At 44.4% G+C, this 22,536-nt stretch carries 22 protein-coding genes; 6 read left to right on the forward strand and 16 right to left on the reverse strand.

Annotated features, from left to right (window positions below):
• Positions 1–381 precede the first annotated feature (381 nt).
• Positions 382–654: a DUF1830 domain-containing protein gene (locus tag H6G17_RS18285; RefSeq protein WP_192159548.1), complete on the reverse strand. Its 273-nt coding sequence runs from the start codon at positions 652–654 to the stop codon at positions 382–384.
• A gap of 190 nt (positions 655–844) precedes the next feature.
• Positions 845–1,708 (reverse strand): hypothetical protein, encoded by an 864-nt coding sequence (locus tag H6G17_RS18290; RefSeq protein WP_192159550.1) that lies wholly within the window; start codon positions 1,706–1,708, stop codon positions 845–847.
• A gap of 390 nt (positions 1,709–2,098) precedes the next feature.
• Here H6G17_RS18290 and H6G17_RS18295 point away from each other — a divergent pair, with 390 nt between their 5' ends.
• Positions 2,099–3,319 carry an MFS transporter gene (locus tag H6G17_RS18295; protein WP_192159552.1) on the forward strand — a complete coding sequence of 407 codons (1,221 nt, stop codon included), beginning with the start codon at positions 2,099–2,101 and terminating at the stop codon, positions 3,317–3,319.
• A 23-nt stretch (positions 3,320–3,342) separates the two neighbouring features.
• Here the strand turns inward: H6G17_RS18295 and H6G17_RS18300 are convergent, their stop codons facing one another.
• Positions 3,343–3,927, reverse strand: a complete 585-nt coding sequence (locus H6G17_RS18300; RefSeq protein ID WP_192159554.1) for a hypothetical protein — start codon at positions 3,925–3,927, stop codon at positions 3,343–3,345.
• A gap of 142 nt (positions 3,928–4,069) precedes the next feature.
• Here H6G17_RS18300 and H6G17_RS18305 point away from each other — a divergent pair, with 142 nt between their 5' ends.
• Positions 4,070–5,767, forward strand: coding sequence for a radical SAM protein (locus tag H6G17_RS18305; protein WP_199316829.1), 1,698 nt, complete (start codon positions 4,070–4,072; stop codon positions 5,765–5,767).
• 30 nt (positions 5,768–5,797) lie between these two features.
• Here the strand turns inward: H6G17_RS18305 and H6G17_RS18310 are convergent, their stop codons facing one another.
• The 5 genes from H6G17_RS18310 to H6G17_RS18330 form a co-directional block, all read right to left on the reverse strand.
• On the reverse strand, positions 5,798–6,442 hold the full coding sequence (locus H6G17_RS18310) for a metalloregulator ArsR/SmtB family transcription factor (RefSeq protein WP_192159556.1): 645 nt from the start codon (positions 6,440–6,442) through the stop codon (positions 5,798–5,800).
• A gap of 59 nt (positions 6,443–6,501) precedes the next feature.
• Positions 6,502–6,969, reverse strand: a complete 468-nt coding sequence (locus H6G17_RS18315; RefSeq protein WP_015154257.1) for a hypothetical protein — start codon at positions 6,967–6,969, stop codon at positions 6,502–6,504.
• 212 nt (positions 6,970–7,181) lie between these two features.
• Positions 7,182–7,793: a superoxide dismutase gene (locus H6G17_RS18320; protein WP_192159558.1), complete on the reverse strand. Its 612-nt coding sequence runs from the start codon at positions 7,791–7,793 to the stop codon at positions 7,182–7,184.
• Positions 7,794–8,032: 239 nt separating this feature from the next.
• The gene (locus H6G17_RS18325; protein ID WP_192159560.1) at positions 8,033–8,254 is read right to left on the reverse strand and encodes a hypothetical protein; all 222 of its coding nucleotides are present in this window, start codon (positions 8,252–8,254) and stop codon (positions 8,033–8,035) included.
• Between the two features lie 53 nt (positions 8,255–8,307).
• Positions 8,308–9,186 carry a PhnD/SsuA/transferrin family substrate-binding protein gene (locus H6G17_RS18330; RefSeq protein WP_015154259.1) on the reverse strand — a complete coding sequence of 293 codons (879 nt, stop codon included), beginning with the start codon at positions 9,184–9,186 and terminating at the stop codon, positions 8,308–8,310.
• Between the two features lie 148 nt (positions 9,187–9,334).
• Between H6G17_RS18330 and H6G17_RS18335 the strand changes: the two genes are divergently transcribed.
• The gene (locus H6G17_RS18335) at positions 9,335–10,237 is read left to right on the forward strand and encodes a DUF3365 domain-containing protein (RefSeq protein ID WP_192159562.1); all 903 of its coding nucleotides are present in this window, start codon (positions 9,335–9,337) and stop codon (positions 10,235–10,237) included.
• 47 nt (positions 10,238–10,284) lie between these two features.
• Here H6G17_RS18335 and H6G17_RS18340 read toward each other — a convergent pair whose 3' ends face one another.
• The 3 genes from H6G17_RS18340 to H6G17_RS18350 form a co-directional block, all read right to left on the reverse strand.
• A complete protein-coding gene (locus H6G17_RS18340; protein ID WP_199197493.1) occupies positions 10,285–10,533 on the reverse strand; it encodes a Mo-dependent nitrogenase C-terminal domain-containing protein in 249 nt (82 codons plus the stop codon).
• A 799-nt stretch (positions 10,534–11,332) separates the two neighbouring features.
• Positions 11,333–11,569 carry a DUF4327 family protein gene (locus H6G17_RS18345; protein ID WP_015154262.1) on the reverse strand — a complete coding sequence of 79 codons (237 nt, stop codon included), beginning with the start codon at positions 11,567–11,569 and terminating at the stop codon, positions 11,333–11,335.
• A gap of 9 nt (positions 11,570–11,578) precedes the next feature.
• On the reverse strand, positions 11,579–11,875 hold the full coding sequence (locus H6G17_RS18350) for a hypothetical protein (RefSeq protein WP_192159564.1): 297 nt from the start codon (positions 11,873–11,875) through the stop codon (positions 11,579–11,581).
• 265 nt (positions 11,876–12,140) lie between these two features.
• Here H6G17_RS18350 and H6G17_RS18355 point away from each other — a divergent pair, with 265 nt between their 5' ends.
• The gene (locus tag H6G17_RS18355; RefSeq protein WP_192159566.1) at positions 12,141–12,428 is read left to right on the forward strand and encodes a hypothetical protein; all 288 of its coding nucleotides are present in this window, start codon (positions 12,141–12,143) and stop codon (positions 12,426–12,428) included.
• Between the two features lie 32 nt (positions 12,429–12,460).
• Here the strand turns inward: H6G17_RS18355 and H6G17_RS18360 are convergent, their stop codons facing one another.
• Together H6G17_RS18360 and H6G17_RS18365 are read right to left on the reverse strand one after the other, a co-directional pair.
• Positions 12,461–13,141, reverse strand: coding sequence for a response regulator transcription factor (locus tag H6G17_RS18360; RefSeq protein WP_192159568.1), 681 nt, complete (start codon positions 13,139–13,141; stop codon positions 12,461–12,463).
• Between the two features lie 2 nt (positions 13,142–13,143).
• Complete coding sequence (locus tag H6G17_RS18365) at positions 13,144–14,718, reverse strand: ATP-binding protein (RefSeq protein ID WP_192159570.1); 1,575 nt, start codon at positions 14,716–14,718, stop codon at positions 13,144–13,146.
• A gap of 125 nt (positions 14,719–14,843) precedes the next feature.
• Here H6G17_RS18365 and H6G17_RS18370 point away from each other — a divergent pair, with 125 nt between their 5' ends.
• On the forward strand, positions 14,844–16,289 hold the full coding sequence (locus tag H6G17_RS18370) for a bifunctional orotidine-5'-phosphate decarboxylase/orotate phosphoribosyltransferase (RefSeq protein WP_192159571.1): 1,446 nt from the start codon (positions 14,844–14,846) through the stop codon (positions 16,287–16,289).
• A gap of 24 nt (positions 16,290–16,313) precedes the next feature.
• On the opposite strand, the gene H6G17_RS18375 is transcribed toward H6G17_RS18370, so the two are convergent.
• Together H6G17_RS18375 and H6G17_RS18380 are read right to left on the reverse strand one after the other, a co-directional pair.
• Positions 16,314–16,550, reverse strand: coding sequence for a hypothetical protein (locus H6G17_RS18375; RefSeq protein WP_199316830.1), 237 nt, complete (start codon positions 16,548–16,550; stop codon positions 16,314–16,316).
• A gap of 202 nt (positions 16,551–16,752) precedes the next feature.
• Positions 16,753–17,673 carry a glucose 1-dehydrogenase gene (locus H6G17_RS18380; protein ID WP_192159572.1) on the reverse strand — a complete coding sequence of 307 codons (921 nt, stop codon included), beginning with the start codon at positions 17,671–17,673 and terminating at the stop codon, positions 16,753–16,755.
• A gap of 168 nt (positions 17,674–17,841) precedes the next feature.
• Between H6G17_RS18380 and H6G17_RS18385 the strand changes: the two genes are divergently transcribed.
• A complete protein-coding gene (locus tag H6G17_RS18385; protein WP_192159573.1) occupies positions 17,842–18,729 on the forward strand; it encodes a LysR family transcriptional regulator in 888 nt (295 codons plus the stop codon).
• A gap of 78 nt (positions 18,730–18,807) precedes the next feature.
• On the opposite strand, the gene metH is transcribed toward H6G17_RS18385, so the two are convergent.
• Positions 18,808–22,344: a methionine synthase gene (metH, locus tag H6G17_RS18390; protein ID WP_192159574.1), complete on the reverse strand. Its 3,537-nt coding sequence runs from the start codon at positions 22,342–22,344 to the stop codon at positions 18,808–18,810.
• Between the last annotated feature and the right edge of the window lie 192 nt (positions 22,345–22,536).

The raw sequence follows: 22,536 nt of genomic DNA on the forward strand, positions 1-22,536 counted from the left end.
TCTGCTTTTGGCGAGAAAATATATCGTCGAACCGACGACACCAGTTATCAAAACATGCTGGCATCGCTGCACTTACTTGATCTTTCATTTACGCTGCTCCTGTTGAGACTGACGTAAAACTACCTCGGTGACTGTATTGTATCTCTATTTTTTCTTACTTTTCTACAAAGTCCCACTAGCAGGTTTTTTCTACTCTAGTTTCTTTGCCGAGTCAAGGAGAGAGCGAATACCTGCCGAGCCAATTAAAACATTGCGCTGAAGAACTATTTAAGTGCTATTCAACTCTCTTAAGTTGAATAAAGGGTGCAGGACGCGCCCTTTATCAACCGTGCCATGCCAGCCTGTAGTGCTGCTTCGAGCGTGAGAGCAGAGCTGTCCGATCTAATTATTTTCTTCGCCTGCATCAACTTGCAGTTGTTCGCAAAGAATGGTGTCAGCAGGAATAGCGCTAGCTATCTTAGCACTATGGATCTCTAACTGCGCTTCTGGGATTGCCTCAAATAGCAAGTGCTGACCGGGAAATACAACTCGCTCCAAGTACCAGTGAGGAATATTCGCGATCCGTGCAATTTGAATTCCACTTGTTGCATTCTTATAGTTGCACAAAATGCGCTCTTGGTACTCATCAGGTAAGGAGTCTACGATCTGAGCCATAGTTTTGCCTCCTGGCAACAGCGCCAAAACAAATTTGACATATGCTAACGTAAACTACCTGCGAGAAGATCGCAGGCTTCCTACTTCTCAGGCTTCTGCTCAAACGTGGACGTGAAAAATCCACGCTTGAAATTTATAGAGTCTCTATAGGCATTGACGCTAGTTCCTAACGCCAATGCGTCAAAATCTGCTACTCCAGTGGAGGAGGATTGTTTCTGAGAACTTCTGGAGATGCTGTTGTCATGTTGAAATATTTCCATTCTCGTGTAACATACTTAGCTTTGCCGATCGCAGCATCTGCATTTCTTTCACCATTGGACGAACAAACATTTGTCCAATAATCGGCTCCAGCTAGAGCAAGATATCGCGCGAGATCGCGATCGTCTGGCTGACTAGGGTTATCTAGAATTAATCTGGCTCTAAACGTTGTAAACACACCTGCGACATCATTTGGATCTATTCCTGCTCTGTTTCTGGACCAAAAATGAAAATTATATCCATTGCCCGCTGTCACTGAGATAGTGCCTTGTGGCTCCTGTCGAATATCCGCAGGAATATTGATGCCTCCTGCAAAGTCCTCCCTATATGCAGCTCCTACAGGAATAGAACTCTGCAAAGCTAACCATCGGTTGTTACTTTTTTGTAATAGATAGGTGTGAATTTCTCCTAGCTCGACACGAGTATTTGCAGCTGGATTGCCCTCGGCAGCTTCGTTGACGATCCCCCATCCAATTAGTGCTTGCAATTCTCCAGGATTGTTACCTAACTTGACTCTTGGAGTTTGCGACCAGTCATATGATGCTGGTACTCCGCGCATCTTACCTTCATGTTGACCCTGCATATCGCTGACGATCAGTTCTACCGAATTTTCATCAAGATTATCTGGATTTGCTTGCACGAGTGTTTGATGTAAGCCACTCTTTTCGATCGCATTAACTTTAATCGCTGTGGCATGTGCTGTTACGATCTGAGCTGCTGATATGAAAAGTGCTAGTAGTAAACCAAATATTAATAATAAAAGAGAGCGACGACCAAACGAATAAGTTTTCAGCATTAACAGGACAATTAATTTGTGCTTTCAGTATGTTCTTTGATATATCGAGTGTTGTCGATATAAATAAGTTCAGGTATTTAATAGGCTGGTTAAGTTAGAAAAGGTCAGTTTTCAGATCTTTGTCCGTATTACTCGATCGCCGAGAAAATTCAATTGAAAAGAGGGTGTTTTAACGGCATTCGTCTGCTGCGGCAAGAGTTAATGCGTAAATTAGAAAAACATCAACTCAACATGATTAACTATTACGACGATTTAAATTTTTTAAAATAAAAAATTATTTGTTAATAATATTTCATTTTCTAGTTTGAGAGTAGAGCTTCAGCGAAAGCTATTCAATTCATTCACTATGCTGTACAATCCTGTTTCATTTGGAGTTGGGGTTGGCTGTAGATGTCAGCTACTACTGTTAAATCTACTCAGATAGTCCGTTGGCGCATTCCAATCGTGCTTGCCGTTACGGTATTCGTCAACTACTTAGACCGTAACAATCTAGCTTTAGCACTACCCCGGATTGCCCGCGATTTTGGTTGGAGCGATCGCCAAGTTGGAGCGCATGGTGAATGGTTGTTAGGGACATTCTTTTTGTCATACGCCTTGTCAAACATGCTACTCAGTCCGCTTGCCGAGCGATTTGGACTCAAGCGGAGTATCATCGCTGCGATCGCAGCATTTTCCCTCTTCACTATTCTCAGTGCCCCGCTAGGGCAGTCTCTAACCGCACTGATCGTCCTGCGTCTACTGCTAGGACTTGGGGAAGGAGTACATATTCCGATGTTGAGTGCAATTACCAGTCGTTGGTTTTCTCCCAACGAGCGATCGCGCGCCAATGCTATCTGGGGCGCAGGAATTATTCTTGCTGTTGCCAGCGCCCCGTTACTCATTATTCCACTCATCCAAGCTGTAGGCTGGCGGATCGCCTTTGCCATCCTCGGTACACTGGGAATGCTGGTTTCTCTTCCCTTAGTTTGGTTCTTTGTAGAAGATAAGCCGCAGCACCAGCACGACGATCGCGAATTAGTTGATGACGCGCCAGGGGCAGACTACAAGCGAGATTGGCGATTTTGGTTAATTACCCTCGGCGGTGCGCTCAATGCCTTCTGTGCTTTCGGTATGCTCAACTGGTTGCCCACCTACTTCAACCGCGCCAAAGGAATTGATTTCGAGCGGTTGGGCTATCCTTTAACAATCGTTTTTACAGCGGGAATTGTCGGAATTGCTCTGATGGCTTATTTAGGTGACAAACTTCAGCGACGCGCCTTGCTTGCCAGTATCGGATTTGCGATCGCGGGCGTATTTGTCTATATTGCGTCAAGTGCCGAGGAGCTAGTAATTTTAGTCTTATGCTTTGCGATCGCCGTCTTTTTCCAGAGTGCCTACGGCGCACAAGAATACGCGATCGTTCAACGCTTGTTACCCCCACACCGAGTTGGTGCGGGAACAGGGCTGTACAACGGGCTTTCTGTCCTGTTTGGTGGTGTTGGCGGTTCGCTGATTCCTGGCTCGATTGTAGCGGTGACTGGTAGTTTTGATGCGGCAATTTTTAGTATTGTGGTGGGGGCGTTACTGGCAGCTTTTGTCATGCTAGTACTAGCAAGGACGCTGCGATATTAGAAGGAGACTCAGTTACTTACGATTTACGACTTCTCCCCACTCGCTTCTAGCTTTTTCATCTCTGTTTGTACGTCTATGGTTAATTGCACGGCTTCGTTCAGTAACTTGCTATACTCAGATGCTTCTGCGTTAATCTGTAAGGCTTGCAGTGATAATATGCCGTTCGATAGTAGATCTAGATTGCGGTTAATTAAATCTCTGTTTTTTCTGAGAATTTTTTCTGTCTTAATTGCACAACTTAAACTATTTCTTGTGATTTGTAACGCCGCGATCGCCTTTTGTCTGTTCTCGATGCTAGCTCCCTGATTCCCCGCAGCTTCTAGTTCGTCACCGAGATTGATAATTCTAATTAAATCGTTATACCGATCTACTTCTAGTAGCAAATTTCTCAATCGCTGCCGACGATATTTCCATTTGTATAAGTAATAAAGTGGAATTAATCCCCAACCTAGTAAAAAAACTTGCTCTAGATATCCTGGCAAAATAATAATTTGGATGTTGTCTGATTTTTTTAAGGTGTCGTATGCTTTCCAGTCTCTTCTGCTCATACCAGCGAGCTGTTGCAATTCATCTCTGGTAATATACAAATTGATTAGATCGGGTTGCATTGTTTTTGATCGGTTATTTGTCTTTTACCAAATCATAGAGAACAATATAATTGTAGGTCTTAAAATTAGATATAGATAATTCTAAATTGTTCCCGCACCCTTGAAAGGGCGCACGGCTGTGCGCCCCTACAAATGTCATTCCATGAATTACCCAACTCCCAACTCCCGTACGGGCGGGTTTCTAAACCCGCCCGTACCGACTCCCGATTCCCGTAAATCCACATTTTCCGCCGAACGCCTGCTATTTACCCCAACAACTCCAGAATCCGATGCGATCCCCGCTATCTTTGCCTTTCCTAACGAATACACCGTAGGAATTACTAGCTTGGGATATCAAGTCGTATGGGCAACTTTGGCAATGCGTGCTGATGTTGATGTCAGTCGCTTATTTACTGATATATCCGAACCGCTACCACGTCAGCCTGAATTAGTCGGCTTTTCTTGTTCGTGGGAATTGGATTATGTTAATATTCTGAGTCTATTAGAATCTATCTCCATTCCAATTCATACCAGCGATCGCACTGACAGCGATCCCCTAGTATTTGGTGGTGGTCCTGTTTTGACGGCTAACCCCGAACCCTTCGCGGAATTTTTTGACGTGATTCTGTTGGGAGATGGAGAAAATTTATTAGGAAATTTTATTTCAGCTTACAAACAAGTTCGGACAGCTGATAGAAAAACTAAATTACATCACCTAGCACAAGTACCAGGAATCTATATTCCCAGCTTGTATGAGGTGACGTATGAAGATCCTACAGGCTGCATTCAATCTATTAAACCAATTGCGCCAGATATTCCCCATCAGATAGAAAAGCAAACTTATCGAGGTAATACTCTATCTGCTTCTACGGTTGTGACTGAAAAAGCAGCGTGGGAAAATATTTTTATGGTGGAAGTGGTACGCAGTTGTCCTGAGATGTGCCGCTTTTGTCTGGCTAGCTATCTCACTCTACCTTTTCGCACGGCAAGTTTGGCAGGTTCTCTGATTCCCGCGATCAAACGAGGATTAACAGTTACAAATAGGATAGGATTATTGGGGGCATCCGTCACCCAACATCCAGAATTTAACGATTTATTAGCTTATTTAAGTCAACCAAAATACGATGATGTCCGTTTGAGCATTGCCTCGGTGCGGACAAATACCGTCACAGTAGAACTAGCACAGACTTTAGCAAAAAGAGACACGCGATCGCTCACCATTGCTGTAGAAAGCGGTTCGGAACGGTTGCGTCAAATTATTAACAAAAAACTGCATAACGATGAGATCGTCCAAGCGGCGGTAAATGCCAAAGCGGGAGGACTGAGTAGCTTGAAACTTTACGGTATGGTGGGCATACCAGGGGAAGAACCCGAAGATCTGGAAGAAACAGTTAAAATGATGCGATCGCTCAAAAAAGCTGCCCCAGGATTAAGGTTAACCCTGGGATGCAGTACGTTTGTCCCCAAAGCACACACGCCGTTTCAGTGGTACGGAGTCAATCCCCAAGCCGAGAAGCGCTTGCAATATTTACAGAAACACCTCAAACCCCAAGGGATTGATTTTCGTCCCGAAAGCTATAATTGGTCGGTGATTCAGGCTTTAATATCGAGAGGAGATCGCCGTTTGTCCCGCCTGTTGGAATTGACGCGAAACTACGGTGACAGTCTCGGTAGCTATCGTCGCGCTTTTAAAGAGTTACGCGGACAAATACCCGATTTAGAATTCTATGTGTTTCGCAATTGGTCGCACGAACAAGTCTTACCCTGGAGTCACCTGCAAGCACCTTTGTCACAGGCAACTTTATTGAAACATTTAGCTTTGTCAGAGAGCAGGGAGCAGGGAGCAGGGAGTAGTTACTAAAAAATTGAGAGTAAAATTCAGCAACTTGTCTCAGTTACAACCAGAAATGCGGTAAGCACAACGGCGATCGCCACTTAAAATATGCTCGACTCGTTCGACGTTAACATCAGAACCAAGCAGAGTTTCAAACACTTGCAATTCTGAACTGCACAATTGCGAACAACTTTGGGCAGCAGCACAAATCGAACAATGATTTTCCGCCAGTAACAAGACTCCTGGTGACTCTTCTATTGTCTCTGCCATATATCCTTCTTGAGTCCGCAGTTGAGTTAGAATTGCCACTCGTTCTCGCCAGTTTCGAGCGTGTTCCATCTGCGCCGAGTATGTTTGAATTTGAGCTTGAGTACGTTCGCCAATTAAAACTTTTAACCCAGCTTCGCCAAATACTTTGCGGACTCCCTCAATTAATTTCACCACCAGATCGGCGTGATGGTTGGGAAAAAGCGCGTTGGCTTTTTCTGTTAATTGCCAAAACTTGACTGGACGACCAACCGCTTGCTTTTGCTCGCTATAAGTGACTAATTGCTCATCTTGAAGAGTTTGCATATGCTGGCGGATTGCCATAGGTGAAACCTGCAACTTAGTGGCTAAATCCACAGCCGTTTGCGAGCCGTGCATTTTGATAACAGATAAAATCTGATTTTTGACCCTTACCCGCTCGATCGCATCATTCATGCCAGGTAGATAGGCTTACTGGGCTATCAAACCTAGATTAACGCAAATTTTAACTTAGCTTAAGAAACGCCGGGATAGTTATATGCTATCCATCCCAACAATAAGCCCAACCATGCTACTGCTGTTGTAAATGCGATCGCTCCTAGTTTTTGCCAATACCTCAGCGCGATCGCCGTCATCACATAAGAATTAATCGTTGCCACTAGACCAATTGCCAACCAGTGATAGGGCAACAAGCTCGATTTTGCCTGCTGGACGAGGTAGGCGATCGCCGTACCCACTAATCCCGTCAAGGCGATCGATCCGTTTTGTCGATACCGACTGCTAGCTACACCGACTAAGTTTGCTAGCTGCCAGTGATAGAACAAAATTCCTATAGACCAAAAGCCCAAATTAATCTTGAGACTGGCAAGACAGAAACCTACCACCGTATAGAGAATAACTGCGATTACACCGAGAGAAATGATTTTTCGATGAGAAAAAATGCGATCGCAGCTTCTACGCTCTACGAAATTAGCTGGAACCATAGAGACATCCGCTCGATATGAGATTTTGAATTTTACAAGCAGGAGTTATACGCACTAGAAGTTTGAGATCTCGATCCTCCAACCCCCGCCAAATCGGGGGCATTTGTTTCCTCTCTTCCAGAAGGACGTTCATTCCTCACTTTTTTATAAGGAATTGATTCCCCCCTTTTTAAGGGGGGCTAGGGGGGATCTTTTCTACCTAACTAGCTACATTATGGCGCTGTCGATAGACGGTTGTTGACCTCACTCCAGTTGACTGTATTCCACCACTGCTTGAGGTACTCAGCCCGACGGTTTTGATATTTCAGGTAGTATGCGTGTTCCCAAACATCATTACACATGATGGGGAAGTGTCCGTCCGTCCAAGGATTATCTTGGTTGGGCGTACTGACAATCTCATACTTGCCACCAGCCGAGCGGACTAGCCACACAAAGCCACTACCAAAGCGCTTTGTACCAGCATCGTTAAACTGAGTTTTGAAGTTTTCAAAATCGCCAAAATTATCACTGATGACTTGGGCGATCGCACCTGTGGGTTCTCCGCCAGCATTGGGAGCCATCAATGTCCAAAAGATCGAGTGATTGAAATGTCCGCCACCACTATTGCGGACAGGAGTACGAACTGCTTCGGGTAATGAATTCAGCTCGCGAATCAACTCGTCAATACTTTTGCTTTGTAAATCTGGTTGCGATTCCAAAGCTGTGTTTAGACCCTTGACATAAGTACCGTGGTGCAAATCGTGGTGGATCTGCATGGTTTGCGCGTCTATGTATGGTTCTAAAGCGTCGTTTGCATAGGGTAGAGATTGCAGTTCAAAAGCCATAAACTCTTTTTCCTCTTAACTAGAGGTTTCGATAGACTAATATATCAAAACTTTTGATAGGTAAATCTATCAAAATATGACAATTACTGTGAGCAAGTGCTAACTATCACAACCAAAACGTAACAATCTTGGCGATCGCCTTTCCTGTCTCAAAGGTTAGAGATTAAGAGGGAGCAGGGAGCAGGGAGTAGGGAGCAGGGAGCGCACGAGCATTTGATTCTCTACTTACGACTTACGACTTACGACTTTTCCTCGCTTTCTTCGGGTAGTAAGGTAGTTTCATTTTTTGGCTGTTCGGTGTAAGGAGCGATCGCCGCAGTCCGCTTGAGTCTGACGAGAAAGCTAACTCCAATTGCCCAAGCGACTGAAACCATCCATCCTGCTAAAATATCGCGCTTGATAATGAACGCCCAATTACAGTCGCGTCCAAGCGATCGCGATCGCATATACACTTTTGCCAATTAATACCAACTTCCTACTACTCACTACTTGCTACCCACTTCCCAACAACCACTTACCCTTTAAACAACCGTGCAGGTTTTAATTGAGCGCTTCCTGGTTGTAGTTCGTAGGGAAAAATGCTTTTGACACGCTCGACTACAGAAATCATGTAGCGGTAATCTGGAATCGAACCTGTAGGAACGTAACCTGTTTCTTGGGCTAAAACGGAAGCAGCTTCGCTTAAAATTTGACGAATAAATTCTTGGCGATTGCGTTCGATAGTTGGCGAAATTAAAACAGATCCCAATGGTACGCTGTGCGGATCGGTGTATAAAACGCGAAAAGGAATTTGCGGAAACTGCGTTTTATAAAAATTAAATTCTCTTTGAGAAAGCGCCCCCGCATCTGCTTTACCTTCCGCTACCAAACTCAATATAGTTTTTGGCGTAGGTGCTAATAAAATTTCTGCTAAAGTTAAGCCATACAGATTATAAATAGGTAAATAAAATCCCGTTGCCGAACCAGGTTGACCCAGGGCTACTGTTTTATTTGCTAAGTCTTTCAGAGAGCGAATGGGGCTGTTTTCTTGAACAACCAAAATCGAGCGTAAGTTTTGAACTCCTTCCAAGGTAAACAGGGGACGGTACTGTTGCTGGGTGATGGCGATCGCAGCTAAGCCTGGAGGAGCAAACACCAACGACCAAGAGCGATTGCGAATTCGTTCTATGGCTTTATTCTCATTAAAGGCAGGCTCTAGCCTCACCAACGAACCAGTCTTCTCGCCTAAGTAATTGATCAAGCGATCGTACTGACTGAGCGTCTGTTGACCTTCAGAGTAGCTAACTGTACCAATAATTAACTCTTCTCCCTCACCTTGTAGCGATCGCGAACCACAAGCTGCTAAGAAAAATAATTGAAGTAAAAAGAGACGGCGCGAATATCTGGAATTCATTTTCACCCAGCTGTAGTTGAATAGTATTGCTGGATCGATGAGGTGCGATCTCCACTTAGGGGGAAAGATGAAAACAATTTATAATTTTAAGTAGTATTATATACACTTCTTTTACCATCGTAAAATAAATCTCTACTTACAAGCCAAAATGTTAAAAAATCTTAAGCTTACTGCCAAATTTAGCTTAATGTTGGTCGTAGTTTTCATCGGTGGGATTATCATCAGTGGTGCGGCACTTTCCAAGGTACTCGAACAGAGGGCGGAAAGGGAAGTCACTTCTCAAGCAACAATTCTGATCAAGGCGATGAATGCTGTCAGAGCATATACTAACGAGCGCGTCAACCCATTACTCGCACCTAAACTCGAAACCGAACCAGTCTTTATTCCTGAAACAGTACCAGCTTACTCCGCTACGGAAGTCTTTGAAAACTTGCGTAAAAACGAAGAGTATCGAAACTTCTTTTATAAAGAAGCTACGCTCAATCCTACCAACTTACGTGACAAAGCCGATGCTTTTGAAACTAAAATTGTCGAGCGCTTCCGCAACGAATCGAATACTAAAGAAATTTCTGGTTTTCGCAATTTACCAGGCGGAGAAGTCTTTTATATTGCTCGACCTTTAGCGATCCCAAAAGAAAGCTGTTTGCGGTGTCACTCTACCCCAGAAGCAGCACCTAAAAGCCAAATTGCTACCTATGGCTCGGAGTGGGGTTTTGGTTGGAAATTAAATGAAATTGTAGCAGCACAGATTATTTCTGTACCTTCAAGCGAGATTTTTGAGAGTTCTAGACGCTCTTTATCTCTAGTTATGGGGATATTGTTTGGAATTTTTGCGATCGTCGTGCTGTGGCTCAACTTCTTCTTAAAACGCTCTGTAATTCAGCCCATTAGGAAAATGTCTAGAACCGCAGAGCGAGTTAGCACGGGAGAAATGAGTGCGGATTTCGAGCAAAATTCTAATGATGAAATTGGTGTACTTGCAGCTTCTTTCAATCGGATGAAATCGAGCTTAGAAATTGCGATGAAGTTACTCAGTCAGCAAACGCGATGAACTATTGTCAGTTATCAGTTGTCAGTTAATTCTGACTTCTGACTTCTTTAACAGTATGCTTGAATGTCTTCACCGCAGCAGTCGGCAAGGTAACATAAAGCACGAAATCTCAAACCGACCAATTGCTCGTATAGGGGGTTGAGTTTGCATAGAGGAGGAATGTGTCCTACTTTATGACCGAACAGAATAATATCTCGCTCGAAAGGACATTGAGCTGGAATAGTTTTGGCAATTAATTTTGCAACTTGGGGGTGAGCAATCTCAAAAGTATCTATCCTTTGTTTCAAAGACTTCATTGGAGATAATGTAAATGCGATCGATGGACGGGACTTGTGTGAAATGCTTGCTTCTACTACAAGGGAGATTAAACTGACAACCTGAATCATATGTAAGCTACCTTCCTCACGCTCTTCTTAATGTATGGCGTTAAAAATACAAAGACATTGCCTAGCGACGATTAACTTTTGGAAAATTGACACGCAGAATTAGAAAGCGCGATCGCTAACTTTTTTCCCTCGAAATTACGTTGAATTAATAGAGAAAACTTATTTGCTTTCCTAATTCAAAAATAGCAAATTATCTTTGTGGTGACAGCGTTTTAGCAGGATCGATTGCTAATGCAGCTTATTGTGATTTTATATATATAATCTAGCTATCTAAAACATCAGCACACAGTATCTCAAGAAGGAAGTTTTTCACTACCTAAGCTGGTTTTATTCTTCCCTAAGCTAGAGTGCATGAGCCTAACTTTGCTAATAATTTCTAGCAATATAGCGGGTCTAAACCAATTGTGAAAATACCGTCTATCTGTCTGTGACATACTAACAGTGGTTTCACAAATGACATAGGGCGAAGCCCTTCCCGTAGGGTATGATAAATGACTCAAATAGACACGTTACATATAGTAGGGTGCGTTACGCCAAAGGCTAACGCACCCTACTACGTATATTTCTATATGTAGTAAATCATTTGATTGTAAATAGATAAAATCTTACCCTTGGCGTTTGGAACTCGGGAGATAGATCGAGGGTAATTTCCTTTTCTCTTTACCCTGCGATCGCCTTCCTAGTCTTAGCCTAGTCCTTTGCCATTCGTTTAATCATTTTCCCAGCGTTCGCAATCGAGGAGATCGGCAATGCGATCGCGCAAGTTGTACTCGTGTTTTTCCAATTCTCGCTCAAAAGCCGTCCAATCCCTAGCTGGGATGTATTCGCAGAGGACGTACATTGGTTGCCTACGGCTAATAATTCCTTTCTGTACTAGATGTAAGACTTCGTGTTTGATAACGTCTAAAGAATATTCAACTGGTGAAAGTAGTGCATTTACAGACATGATTTTCGCTCAAAAACTACTAGCAATTCTCGGCATCACTGAATCTAAATTCGGTAAGCCCATACCCCAGACTGCGGCTGGATGACCTACACAGCGTTGACCCATTGCCCACAAGTAGGCATTTGGGTGATTTTCCTGTATCCATCGCACAACATATTTAAGCTGCTTGTCTGTTAACTGTTCGGGTACTTCTGGCAAACATTCAGTAATGACGGCTATCTGGCGTAAAGTAGCACCCGCCTGCAACCGATCGCCTGCAAAACACCATTGCTTGATGAGTTGATAAACCTGTTCTGTTGTATCCACAGCTACTGTCCGAAACCCCTAATTCTGTTAAGCATTAATACAGTATTGCTAGATACAGTTTGGGGAAAACTACCCAGTGGATACTTGTAGGCTGCATTCTTCACCAAAAAAAAATATCCACCTGGATATCCACTTGATGGAGGCGTAAATAAAGTTATCCAGTTTAGTGTGATTAAGTTAACAAATTTTCTATTAAATAAAAAAATACTTGTTCGTGACTGAATTTCTGCATCAATTGTGCGATAACAAGCAGCCTTGCCGGGTCATGATTCTCGGTAGACTTGTTGCAACAGTACAACGTGTAAGCCGCTACTGTCTCGAACAAACGGTAGAAGTCTTACCTTACTATGGAGTTCCTACTGGTGAGGAGATGACTCTGTTCGATCCAGACATCCTTATAATATGTCTGCCCGCCCCAGAACAACTCTATCTTCAGACAGACAAACCTTTTATTTTGTGGTCTGAACTAGAGGCAAATTTCAAGCTGCCGATTGCGTCTAATCCGGCAGAGTTAGCAAAGATGTTGCGGCAAACACTACAAGATTTTAATTGAAGATGTCATGTGTGTAATTTAATTCACGTAATTTAAATTAGTCCTTCGCGCACGGCTAAAGCTGCTGCCTGAACGCGATCGTCAACGCTCAGTTTATTGAGAATCATCCGCACGTAAGACTTGACCGTTCCCAGGGAAAGAAACAGTTGTTGGGCAATCTCTTGGTTCGAGCATCCTTCAGCAATTAGTTTGAGAACTTCTCGTTCGCGGCTGCTGAGAACTGGAATAGGTGAGATGGTGGAATGCTGTTCTTTAATGGGAATTACCGGATTAGGCTTGAGCATCCGTGCCACTTTGCGGGCTATTTGTGGGTCGAGATAAGCGCCACCAGTTTGAATTAACTGAATTACAGCTAGCAGTTGTTCCCATTCAATTGTTTTGAGACAATAGCCATCAGCCCCTGCGGCTAACATGCCCATTACTTGAATATTATTATCAAAAGCACTTAAGGCGAGTATTCGCGTCGTGGGGCGATCGCTTTTGATTTGCTGAGTTGCCGCGATCCCATCCATCACGGGCAGATCGATATCCATTAATACGACATCTGGTTCTAACTCGGCAGCTAATTGAACTGCCACCCTGCCATCAGCAGCTTCTCCCACGACACAAAAATCGGGTTCGAGGGCAAACTGTCCTTTCATCCCTCGACGCATCAAAGCATGATCTTCGACTAATAAAATTCGTACTGCACCCTCTGTCTGATATTCGCTCATTACTAGTTTCCGACTCCTCCGACTCCCGACTTCTGTACGGGCGGGTTTCCAAACCCGCCCCTACCGACTCCCGCTTCCCCATCGAATGTCCAAAAAACTGGCAGGGTAAACCAAAAGGTACTGCCTTCACCTAGCTGACTATCCACTTCGATCGTACCTCTGTGAGCAACGACGATCTGACGACAGAGATATAAACCCAATCCTGCACCACCCCGCCTACCTCTCCCTTGGATAAACCGATGGAAGAGTTTGTCTTTTTCGTGGGGTGGGACTCCAGGACCTCGATCGCGAACGGAGACTTTGATGCGATCGCCTCCTAACAAACTGACTTTGATTGTAATCTCTTTATCTGGTGGGCTAACCCGTGCGGCATTATCTAATAAGTTTTGCACGACTCTTTGAATTTCTAACTGGTCGCCGTAGACTGTAGGGAGTGAGGCAGCGATATAAATAGTGGGAGTACGCTGGCGAGCGTGAATCTGACAAATTAGCTCCACAGCTTGAGAGCAAATCTTTGCCCAATCTAAGGGTTCCCAGTTTAAGTGCTGTCCGCCACCAGCTTCATAACGAGATACATCCAGCAAATTATCTACCAACTTCAGCAATTGCTCGTTCGATTGGCGATACTCTTCTAGAATTTCTCTCCAAGTCTCGTCAACAGAACCAAAAGCCCCATTCAACATCGGGCGCAATGTATTGCGAGTGGCGAGTAAAGGCGTGCGCAAGTCATGAGACAGTGCAGAGATCAAATCTTCTAGCTGTTGGTTACGCATTTGACTGTATTCTTGACGCTGACGAATTTCTGCTGCCATCTCATCGAGTACGCTAGCCAAACGTCCGATCTCATCTGATGTAGTATAACCGAGCCGAATTTCCAGTTTACCAGCCCGCCAAGCTTGGCTGACTTGAGTTAAGTGGCGTAGGGGAATTTCTACCCGCTTGCGTAACAACCATAAGTTCCAGCTAACTCCAACACTAGCTATGAAGACGTTGAAGACTTCCAGCGCGGTCTTGATCTGGTTAATTTGCTGCAATTGCTGCTGGCGCTGAGACAGGATTTTTTCTTCATGCTGCAACATAGTTTTGACAACATCGCGCATGGGATCGAATAAAATCTTTCCAGGTAAATAAGTCTTACTAGCAGTACCAGCTATGACACTTTGCACAAAACTATCCTGCCAAATAGTATGAATTGATTCAATTACCTGGAGCTGTTCTAGTTGACTTTGATTTCCCTTTGTCAATTTTTCTAAAGATTGAAAACTGCTACGAAAAGCATTATTAGCGCGATCGTAATTATCGAGTAATTCTTTATCTTTAGTAATTAAATAGCCTCGAATCGAAGTTTGTTGATCTAAGGCATGACTCAACATCTGTTCCGTTTTCTGTTCTACAAGTAGAGAATGAGTCACCCAACCAAAAGCTTGCTGATGGAGATTTTCTACTAGTAAATTCAGACAACCTTGTACGATAAGGAATAGGATCAGTAGCAAACAACTGACATACAAAGGAGCAAACAACCGATTTCGGAGCGAAAATTGCCTCAACCGCGATCGCCATTTTTTGAAAACTGACATGAGCATTAAGGGACCAGGAAGACAAGGGAGACAAGGGAGACAAGGGAGCGGAGCAAGTACAAGTCACAAGCGTTTCACGCACCACTCTTTACTGATAACTGATAACTGATAACTGATAACTGTCTATGACATTTTTTGATAAATTAAACGTTGCGATCGCCCGCAATCAGAGTTTGCTGTTTCTCGGACTCGATCCAAATCCTGAAATGATGCCAAGCCAAAATTCAAATCGGTCTGAGAAGAGTATTATCGACGATTTGGGGGACTGGTTGCAATTTGTCATCGCCCAAACGACAGATTTAATTTGCGCTTATAAGCCGACTTTGGGCTTTTATCAGGCTTTAGGTGTACCAGGTATAGAGTTGCTAGAACGGACGCTCAAAGCTATTCCTGAAGACATACCAATTATTTTGGATGCCAAACACAGCGACCTCAACACTAGTACAATTTTTGCCCAAACAGTATTCGAGCGCTGGCAGGTAGATGCTGTCACCCTCAGTCCTTATCCTGGGCAAGATTGCGTCGCACCATTTTTGGTTTATCCCGGCAAAGGAATATTTATATTGTGCTGTACTTCTAATCCTGGGGCGATCGCATTACAGCAATATCCTTCGCCTGAATCTCCCTTTTACTTACAAATAGTGAAAGAAGCGAAAATCTGGGGGACTCCCGAACAAGTTTGTTTAGAAGTTGGAACTACTTCCCCTGACGTGCTAGCCAAAATTCGAGCCATTACACCTGAAAGAACGATTATGGCTCGGAGTATTTGGGCGCAAGCAAGTAATCTACCTCAATTATTAGCCGCAGGTTTAAATTCCAACGGTAGCGGATTACTCGTTCCCGTACCTCAAGATTTTTTGAGTCAAAAGAATCCAGCAACTCAGATTCAAGCTTTGCGACAAGAAGTAGAGCAAGCTAGAACCGCAGCTGTTAAAAGTGCTTCTCAGTGTGACGTGTGGTTTCCCAATGTTTGTTTGTTGCAACAACACCCCCACACCCAATTGATTTTGCAACTCTACGATCTTGGCTGCATTATTTTTGGTAACTACGTACAGGCATCGGGGGCAGAATTTCCTTACTATATCGATCTACGTACGATTATTTCTAATCCCCAAGTTTTCGAGCAAGTTCTCAACGCTTATGCAGAAATCTTACAAAATCTCAACTTCGATCGCATTGCTGGAATTCCCTACGGTTCCTTACCCACTGCTACAGGCTTGGCATTGCGAATGAATTACCCGATGATTTTTCCCCGCAAGGAAGTTAAAGCCCACGGAACGAGGAGAGTTATTGAAGGACATTTTCAGCCAGGAGAGACAGTTGTAGTCGTTGATGACATTCTGATTAGCGGTAAAAGTGCAATAGAAGGAGCGGGAAAGTTAAAATCGGCGGGTTTAAATGTAGAAGATATTGTTGTATTTATCGACCATGAAGAAGGGGTAAGAGATAGGCTCAAAGATAATGGCTATCGCGCCCATGCCGTGCTAAAAATTTCTGAAATTACCCAAACTTTATATGAAGCAGGCAAAATTGATGAGGCACAGTATCGGGTTTTGACTGGCAAGATTTGACAGTTATCAGTTGTCAGTTGTTACTTAACATAGGTCGATCGCCGTTACTATAGCTCCTTGACTTGCCAATTTCATACTAAGATAGCCTGTTCCGCATCCAGCATCCAGAATCCGAAGCTCTCGAACATCTCCGACAAAATTCCATAAAACCGGATCGGAGTTCAAACGACGGTTGCTATCTCCGTCATCTCCTACTTGGATGTCCCAATCATCAGCAACTGAATTCCAAAATTCACGGACTTCTGCAATGCGATCGCTCATAATCTAAAAAAGGTAAACTACACAATTTTAAATTTTAGCTGCTGCTAATAGGGGCTTGAGAAAGGCATCTGGTTTGTTCCCAACATCGTGCAAGAGGCTCCACTCACTCAAACTCGCTTGGGATTAGCAGCGGCTGGAGAAGGAATCTTTACCTGTCGTACACGAGTTTATGAAGGTAGTTAGAGCAATAGCATTGTCTGGGCTATCCGCGTAATCCTGCAACGATGCCACCATCAACCAGCAATGTATTACCAGTAATATAGGCAGAATCATTCGATGCTAACCAAAGTACGGGCTTGGCAATTTCTTCAGGTTGAGCAATTCGTTTGAGTCCGGCGATAGATTCATCTACCCGCTTGCGTCCCTCTGTAGTCCTACCACCTGGAGTATCGCGAAATAATCTCGTATCTGTAACTCCAGGTGCGACTTCAACAACGCGAATGCCTAGCTGTCCGTATTCCATTGCTGCGGCTTGGGTCAAACCCAGCATAGCGTGTTTGCTAGCAGCATAATGCGACATATTTGGACGAGTCGCAACTTGATGTATTGATGAAGTGTTGATGATGACACCCCTTTTTTGACGCATCATGTGCGGAATCTCGTACTTCATTGCTAACCAAACACCTTTGAGGTTCGTGTCTATCACCTCATTCCATTCTGACTCGGAGATTTCGTGCAACGGCTTCCGAGGCGCAATTCCAGCGTTATTAAAAGCAATATCGAGACGACCGTAGGTATTTACCACTTTTTCCACAAAAGCTGCTACTTCATCTGCTTTTTGTACGTCAGCGCGGACGTAAACAGCTTTACCGCCCTCTTTTTGGATTTCTGCCACGACTTCGCGTCCCAATGCTTCCCGCCGCCCGCAAAAGCCCACTGATGCCCCTTCCCGCGCAAACGAGATCGCGGCTGCACGACCGATTCCAGAAGTTGCCCCCGTAATTAAGACTACTTTTCCTACAAAGCGATCGCCCTTATTAGGGCGTTGTGATGTGAATTCATCCCCTTTTTCAGCATGAACTGCTTTTTTTGTCAATCCCACAGCAGCAGCTCCAGCAACACTAGCAATTCCTGTTTGCATGAGTTGACGACGGCTAGGCGATCGCGTGTTGTTGCGTTTCATTAGCTACCTCAACAATTTGGCAAGTAAAAACATCTGCGATAGCTCAAGTGTAGATTCATGCTTAAAATATTGACAATAGCTTTTTTAGGCACTAGTACCATGCAAAAATAGCAATAATTGAACGGCAACTAGCATCTTAACTTTTGACTTGTAACTTTTGACTTGTTAATGCATCGCCTCCAAGATCTGGAAGTTTTCGTGCAGGTGGTAAAAAGCGGCAATTTTGCTAAAGCTGCGGCAGAATTGCAACTTAATCCTTCAGCAATTAGTCGCCGCATTAGTTATCTCGAAGACCATTTAGGCGTGCGGTTATTTCATCGCACTACCCGAAACCTCAGCTTAACAGAAGTAGGCGATCGCTATCTCAAGCGCTGTTTGAGCATTTTGGCAGAACTTGAGGAAGCAGAACGCGAAGCCAAACAACACAGCAAAGCACCCCAAGGAACCCTGCACGTCAGTTGTTCTACTTTATTTGCGCATCAATGTATTCTCACCCGTCTGCCTCAATTTCTAGAACAATACCCGCAGGTAAAGATCGAACTGATTTTGACTGATGATATCGCCGATCTTGTGGACGAAGGAATTGACGTAGCAATTCGGATTGGCGAGTTAGCTAATTCTGCCTTAATGACCAGAAAACTGGTATGCGATCGCCGGATTATCTGCGCTTCGCCGCAATATCTCGATCGCTACGGTACGCCAATGAGTCCTGACAATCTCGCCCATCATAATTGTCTCAGCTTAAACGCTCGGAAAACCACCCTGAACCAGTGGCGGTTTCGAGATGCATCTGGGTTGAGAGAAATCGACGTGCGAGGAAATTTTGCCGTTAACAGCGGTGAAGCACTTTACAAAGCTGTCATAGCAGGATTGGGGATCGGTCGCGTGACTGAATTTCTTTCTAGTCAAGATTTATCATCGGGTCGGTTGGTGCGTTTACTGACCGACTATGAAGATGAGAATGAAGTGGGAATTTATACTGTATTTCCCACGAACCGTTATTTGTTACCTAAAGTTCAATGCTTTGTGGAATTTCTTGTCAACAGTTTTGCTTAGATCCGATTGAAATCCTTTCTGTCGCATCAGAGGGAACAGGGAATGGGCAACAGGCAACAGTTCCCCGTTCCCTCAAATTTAAGCACTAAAGTATTTTGCGACTGGGTGATAGGTTGCGATCGCAGTAGTAGACTGTTCTGGATAAAGCTGTTCGCTTTCATCCATATACAAATCGATCCTCTTCGTCTCTAACAAATCCAGTTGCTTGTACTGATCCTGAATATTCGGACACGCGGGATAACCAAAGCTGTAGCGCGAACCGCGATAGCGTTGCGCCAACATATCCCGAATGTTATCCGGTTCTTCAGCCCCAAATCCCAACTCTCGTCTAATTCTGGCGTGCGTCCACTCTGCTAAAGCTTCTGCTAACTGTACCGCTAACCCGTGGAAATAGAGATAGTCTGTATACTGGTTGGCTGCAAATAGCTTTTGGGCGTATTCTGTGGCAATGTGTCCTACCGTCACCGCTTGCATGGGGAAAACATCGATAATTCCCGATTCTTTCGGCGCGAAGAAATCAGCAATACACAGACGGCGTAAGGATTTTTGTCTGGGAAATTCAAACGATGTTACTTGTTCGGCGTGGTTTTCTGGATTGTAGACATTCAATGTATTTCCTTGTGACTGACAGGGGAAATACCCATAAATCACTTGTGGATGCAAGAGATTTTCGGCAACGATCTTTTGCTTCCAATCTTCTAGAATTGGATAGACTTTCTCATTTAAGAAAGCTTGATATTCTTCCTTAGATTGTTCCTTCGGCTTGCGGAACTGCCATTGTCCGGCAATTAAAGCCTGTAAATCTAAATGCCAGAAGATCTCATCCCAAGGAATATCTTGTGGTTGCAATAGCTTTGTCCCCCAGAAAGGCGGTGTAGGACGTTCTATATTTACTGCTACCGCTTCGGATCTCTTGGTGTCAATTTCTGTAGGTAGGGGCGCACTGCTGTGTGCCCCTATCGGAGATTCTACAACAGGTTCTTTGTGTCCGTTGCCGTTTACTTCGGTATCAGTCGATTCACCCAAGAAGCCTTTAAGATCGTCCCATTGACTTGTAGCCTTTGCTGGCATTAATTTATCCATGAAGTGCAAGTCGGAAAACGCATCTTTGCCATACACGACTTTACCTTGGTAAGTATTTTGGCAATCTTCATAAACAAACTTAGATGTTAGCGCTGCACCGCCTAAAATTACCGGAACGGTAATTCCTTTTTCGTTGAATGTCGCCAAATTCTCTTTCATGAAAGCGGTGGATTTTACCAATAAGCCACTCATGGCAATACAATCAGCTTTGTGCTGTTCGTAGGCATTGATGATATTTTCTACAGGCTGCTTAATTCCCAGATTAATCACCTTGTAGCCGTTGTTTGACAGGATGATATCTACCAAATTCTTGCCGATGTCGTGGACATCACCCTTCACCGTAGCAATGATAAAGGTTCCTTTGGCGCTGTTACCACCTTCCGACTTGTCCATGTGGGGTTCGAGATAAGCTACGGCTGCTTTCATCGTCTCCGCCGACTGCAACACGAATGGGAGTTGCATTTGTCCCGAACCAAACAGTTCGCCGACAACTTTCATGCCATCGAGTAAATAGACATTGATAATATCCAAAGGTGGATACTGCTTCATTGCTTCGGCTAAGGCTTGTTCTAAACCAATCCGTTCGCCGTCGATGATGTGACGTTTGAGGCGTTCTTCAATCGGAAGATTTTCATCTACACCTTTATCGCGCTTCGTTGTCACCCCTTCAAATAGCGTCGTCACCTCAGTTAAGGGGTCGTAAACGCAGACATTACCTTCAAATTTGCGATCGTCGTAAATTAGCTGAAGGCAAACTTCTTGATGTTTCTCCTCAATCTTCGCTAATGGTAAGATTTTACTTGCACTGACGATCGCCCCATCCATTCCTACCTGCATTGCTTCGTGTAGAAACATGGAATTGAGTACGATCCGCGCGGCTGGGTTCAAACCAAAGGAAACGTTGGAAACACCCAACATAATATGACAGCCTGGTAGTTCCTGGCGAATGCGACGCACCGCTTCAATTGTCGCTTTACCATTTTTCCTATCTTCTTCAATCCCCGTCGAAATTGGCAAACAGAGAGTATCGAAAAAGATTTCGCGGGCAGGAATGCCGTATTCTACTGCTTGTCTGTAGGCACGCTGGGCAATTTCAAACTTTTTATCTGCCGTCCGTGCCATTCCATCTTCGTCAATCGTACCAATGACGACACCAGCACCATACTTTTTCGCCAACTCCAAAACTTTGAGGAATCTTTCTTCCCCATCTTCGTAGTTGGTGGAGTTGAGGATGCACTTACCTCCAGCCACCTTTAACCCTGCCTCCATTTTCTGCCATTCCGTGGAGTCCAGCATCAAAGGTAGGGTGACGTTATTCACCAAACGGGACACTAATTCGTGCATATCCCGTTCGCCATCTCGTCCCACGTAATCCACGTTAACATCGAGGACGTGCGCGCCTTCTTTAACCTGCGCCCTTGCCATCGATACCAGTCCGTCCCAATCTTCAGCGTTGAGTAAATCGCGACACTTTTTAGAACCACTGGCGTTTAAGCGTTCCCCAACTATCAGGAAAGAGTTGTCTTGTTCGTAAGGTTGAGTGCTGTAAATTGATGCTGCGGCTGGTTCTAGTTGGGGATTTCTCACCCCTGGTTTTAATTCTTTAGCAATTTCAGCCAGTTGTTGAATGTGTGCCGGACGTGTCCCACAGCAACCCCCGATTACTTGGACACCCAAATCTTCCACAAAATGCATCAAATGCATCCGCAATTCTGTCGGTGTAAGGCGATAATGTGCTTGTCCGCCGACGTTTTCTGGTAAACCCGCGTTAGGAATACAGGAAACGATAAAAGGCGAGTGTTCCGACAAATATTTAATGTGCGGCTTCATCAAGTCTGGTCCCGTGGCGCAGTTCAGACCGAGAATGTCAATTTTATAGGGTTCTAGAATTGTTAGCGCGGCATTAATTTCCGTTCCGACTAGCATCGTCCCCATCGATTCCATCGTTACGGAAACCATTAAAGGACGGCGTTCGCCTTTTTTCGCAAACACTTCTTCGATCGCATTCAAGGCTGCTTTAATTTGCAGTACGTCTTGACACGTCTCGACAATGAATAGATCGACACCACCATCATACAAGGCTTCTGCTTGTTCGACGTAAGCCGTTTTCATCGTGTCGAAATCGATGTGTCCCAAAGTTGGCAGTTTAGTTCCAGGACCCATCGAACCCGCCACAAAGCGCGGTTTTTCTGGGGTAGAAAATTCTGCGGCTACCCGCTTGGCAAGTTCTGCTGCGGTTTTATTTAAATAATAGGCTTTATCCGCTAAGTCATACTCTGCTAAAACGATGGATGTCCCGCCAAAGGTATCGGTTTCCACTACGTCCGCACCAGCAGCGAAGAAGTCGCGATGAACTTTTGCCACTGCTTCTGGGTTGGTGTGAACGAGATATTCGTTACAGCCTTCGTACTGGGAACCGCCAAAATCCTCAGCCGTCAGGTTTTGCGATTGTAAATTCGTCCCCATTGCGCCGTCAAATACAATTACTGGGCGTTCTGGGCTATGCAGTCGAGATAGAAACAAACTATTCATGTGCCACGCTGTTTAGCAGAGATAGGAATGATATTTGGACTACAGTTTAGATAATTTAAGATTTTCTTACCTGTTATCTATTTTGCCGACTTTCTGGAATTTTCCAAGCGATCGCAGAATTTTTATGTAATGAGTGAGGAGTGAGGGGACAAGGGGGACAAGGGGGACAAGGGGGACAAGGGGGACAAGGAA

This window comes from Chroococcidiopsis sp. [FACHB-1243] (assembly GCF_014696895.1).
Taxonomy (GTDB): Bacteria; Cyanobacteriota; Cyanobacteriia; order Cyanobacteriales; family Chroococcidiopsidaceae; genus Chroococcidiopsis.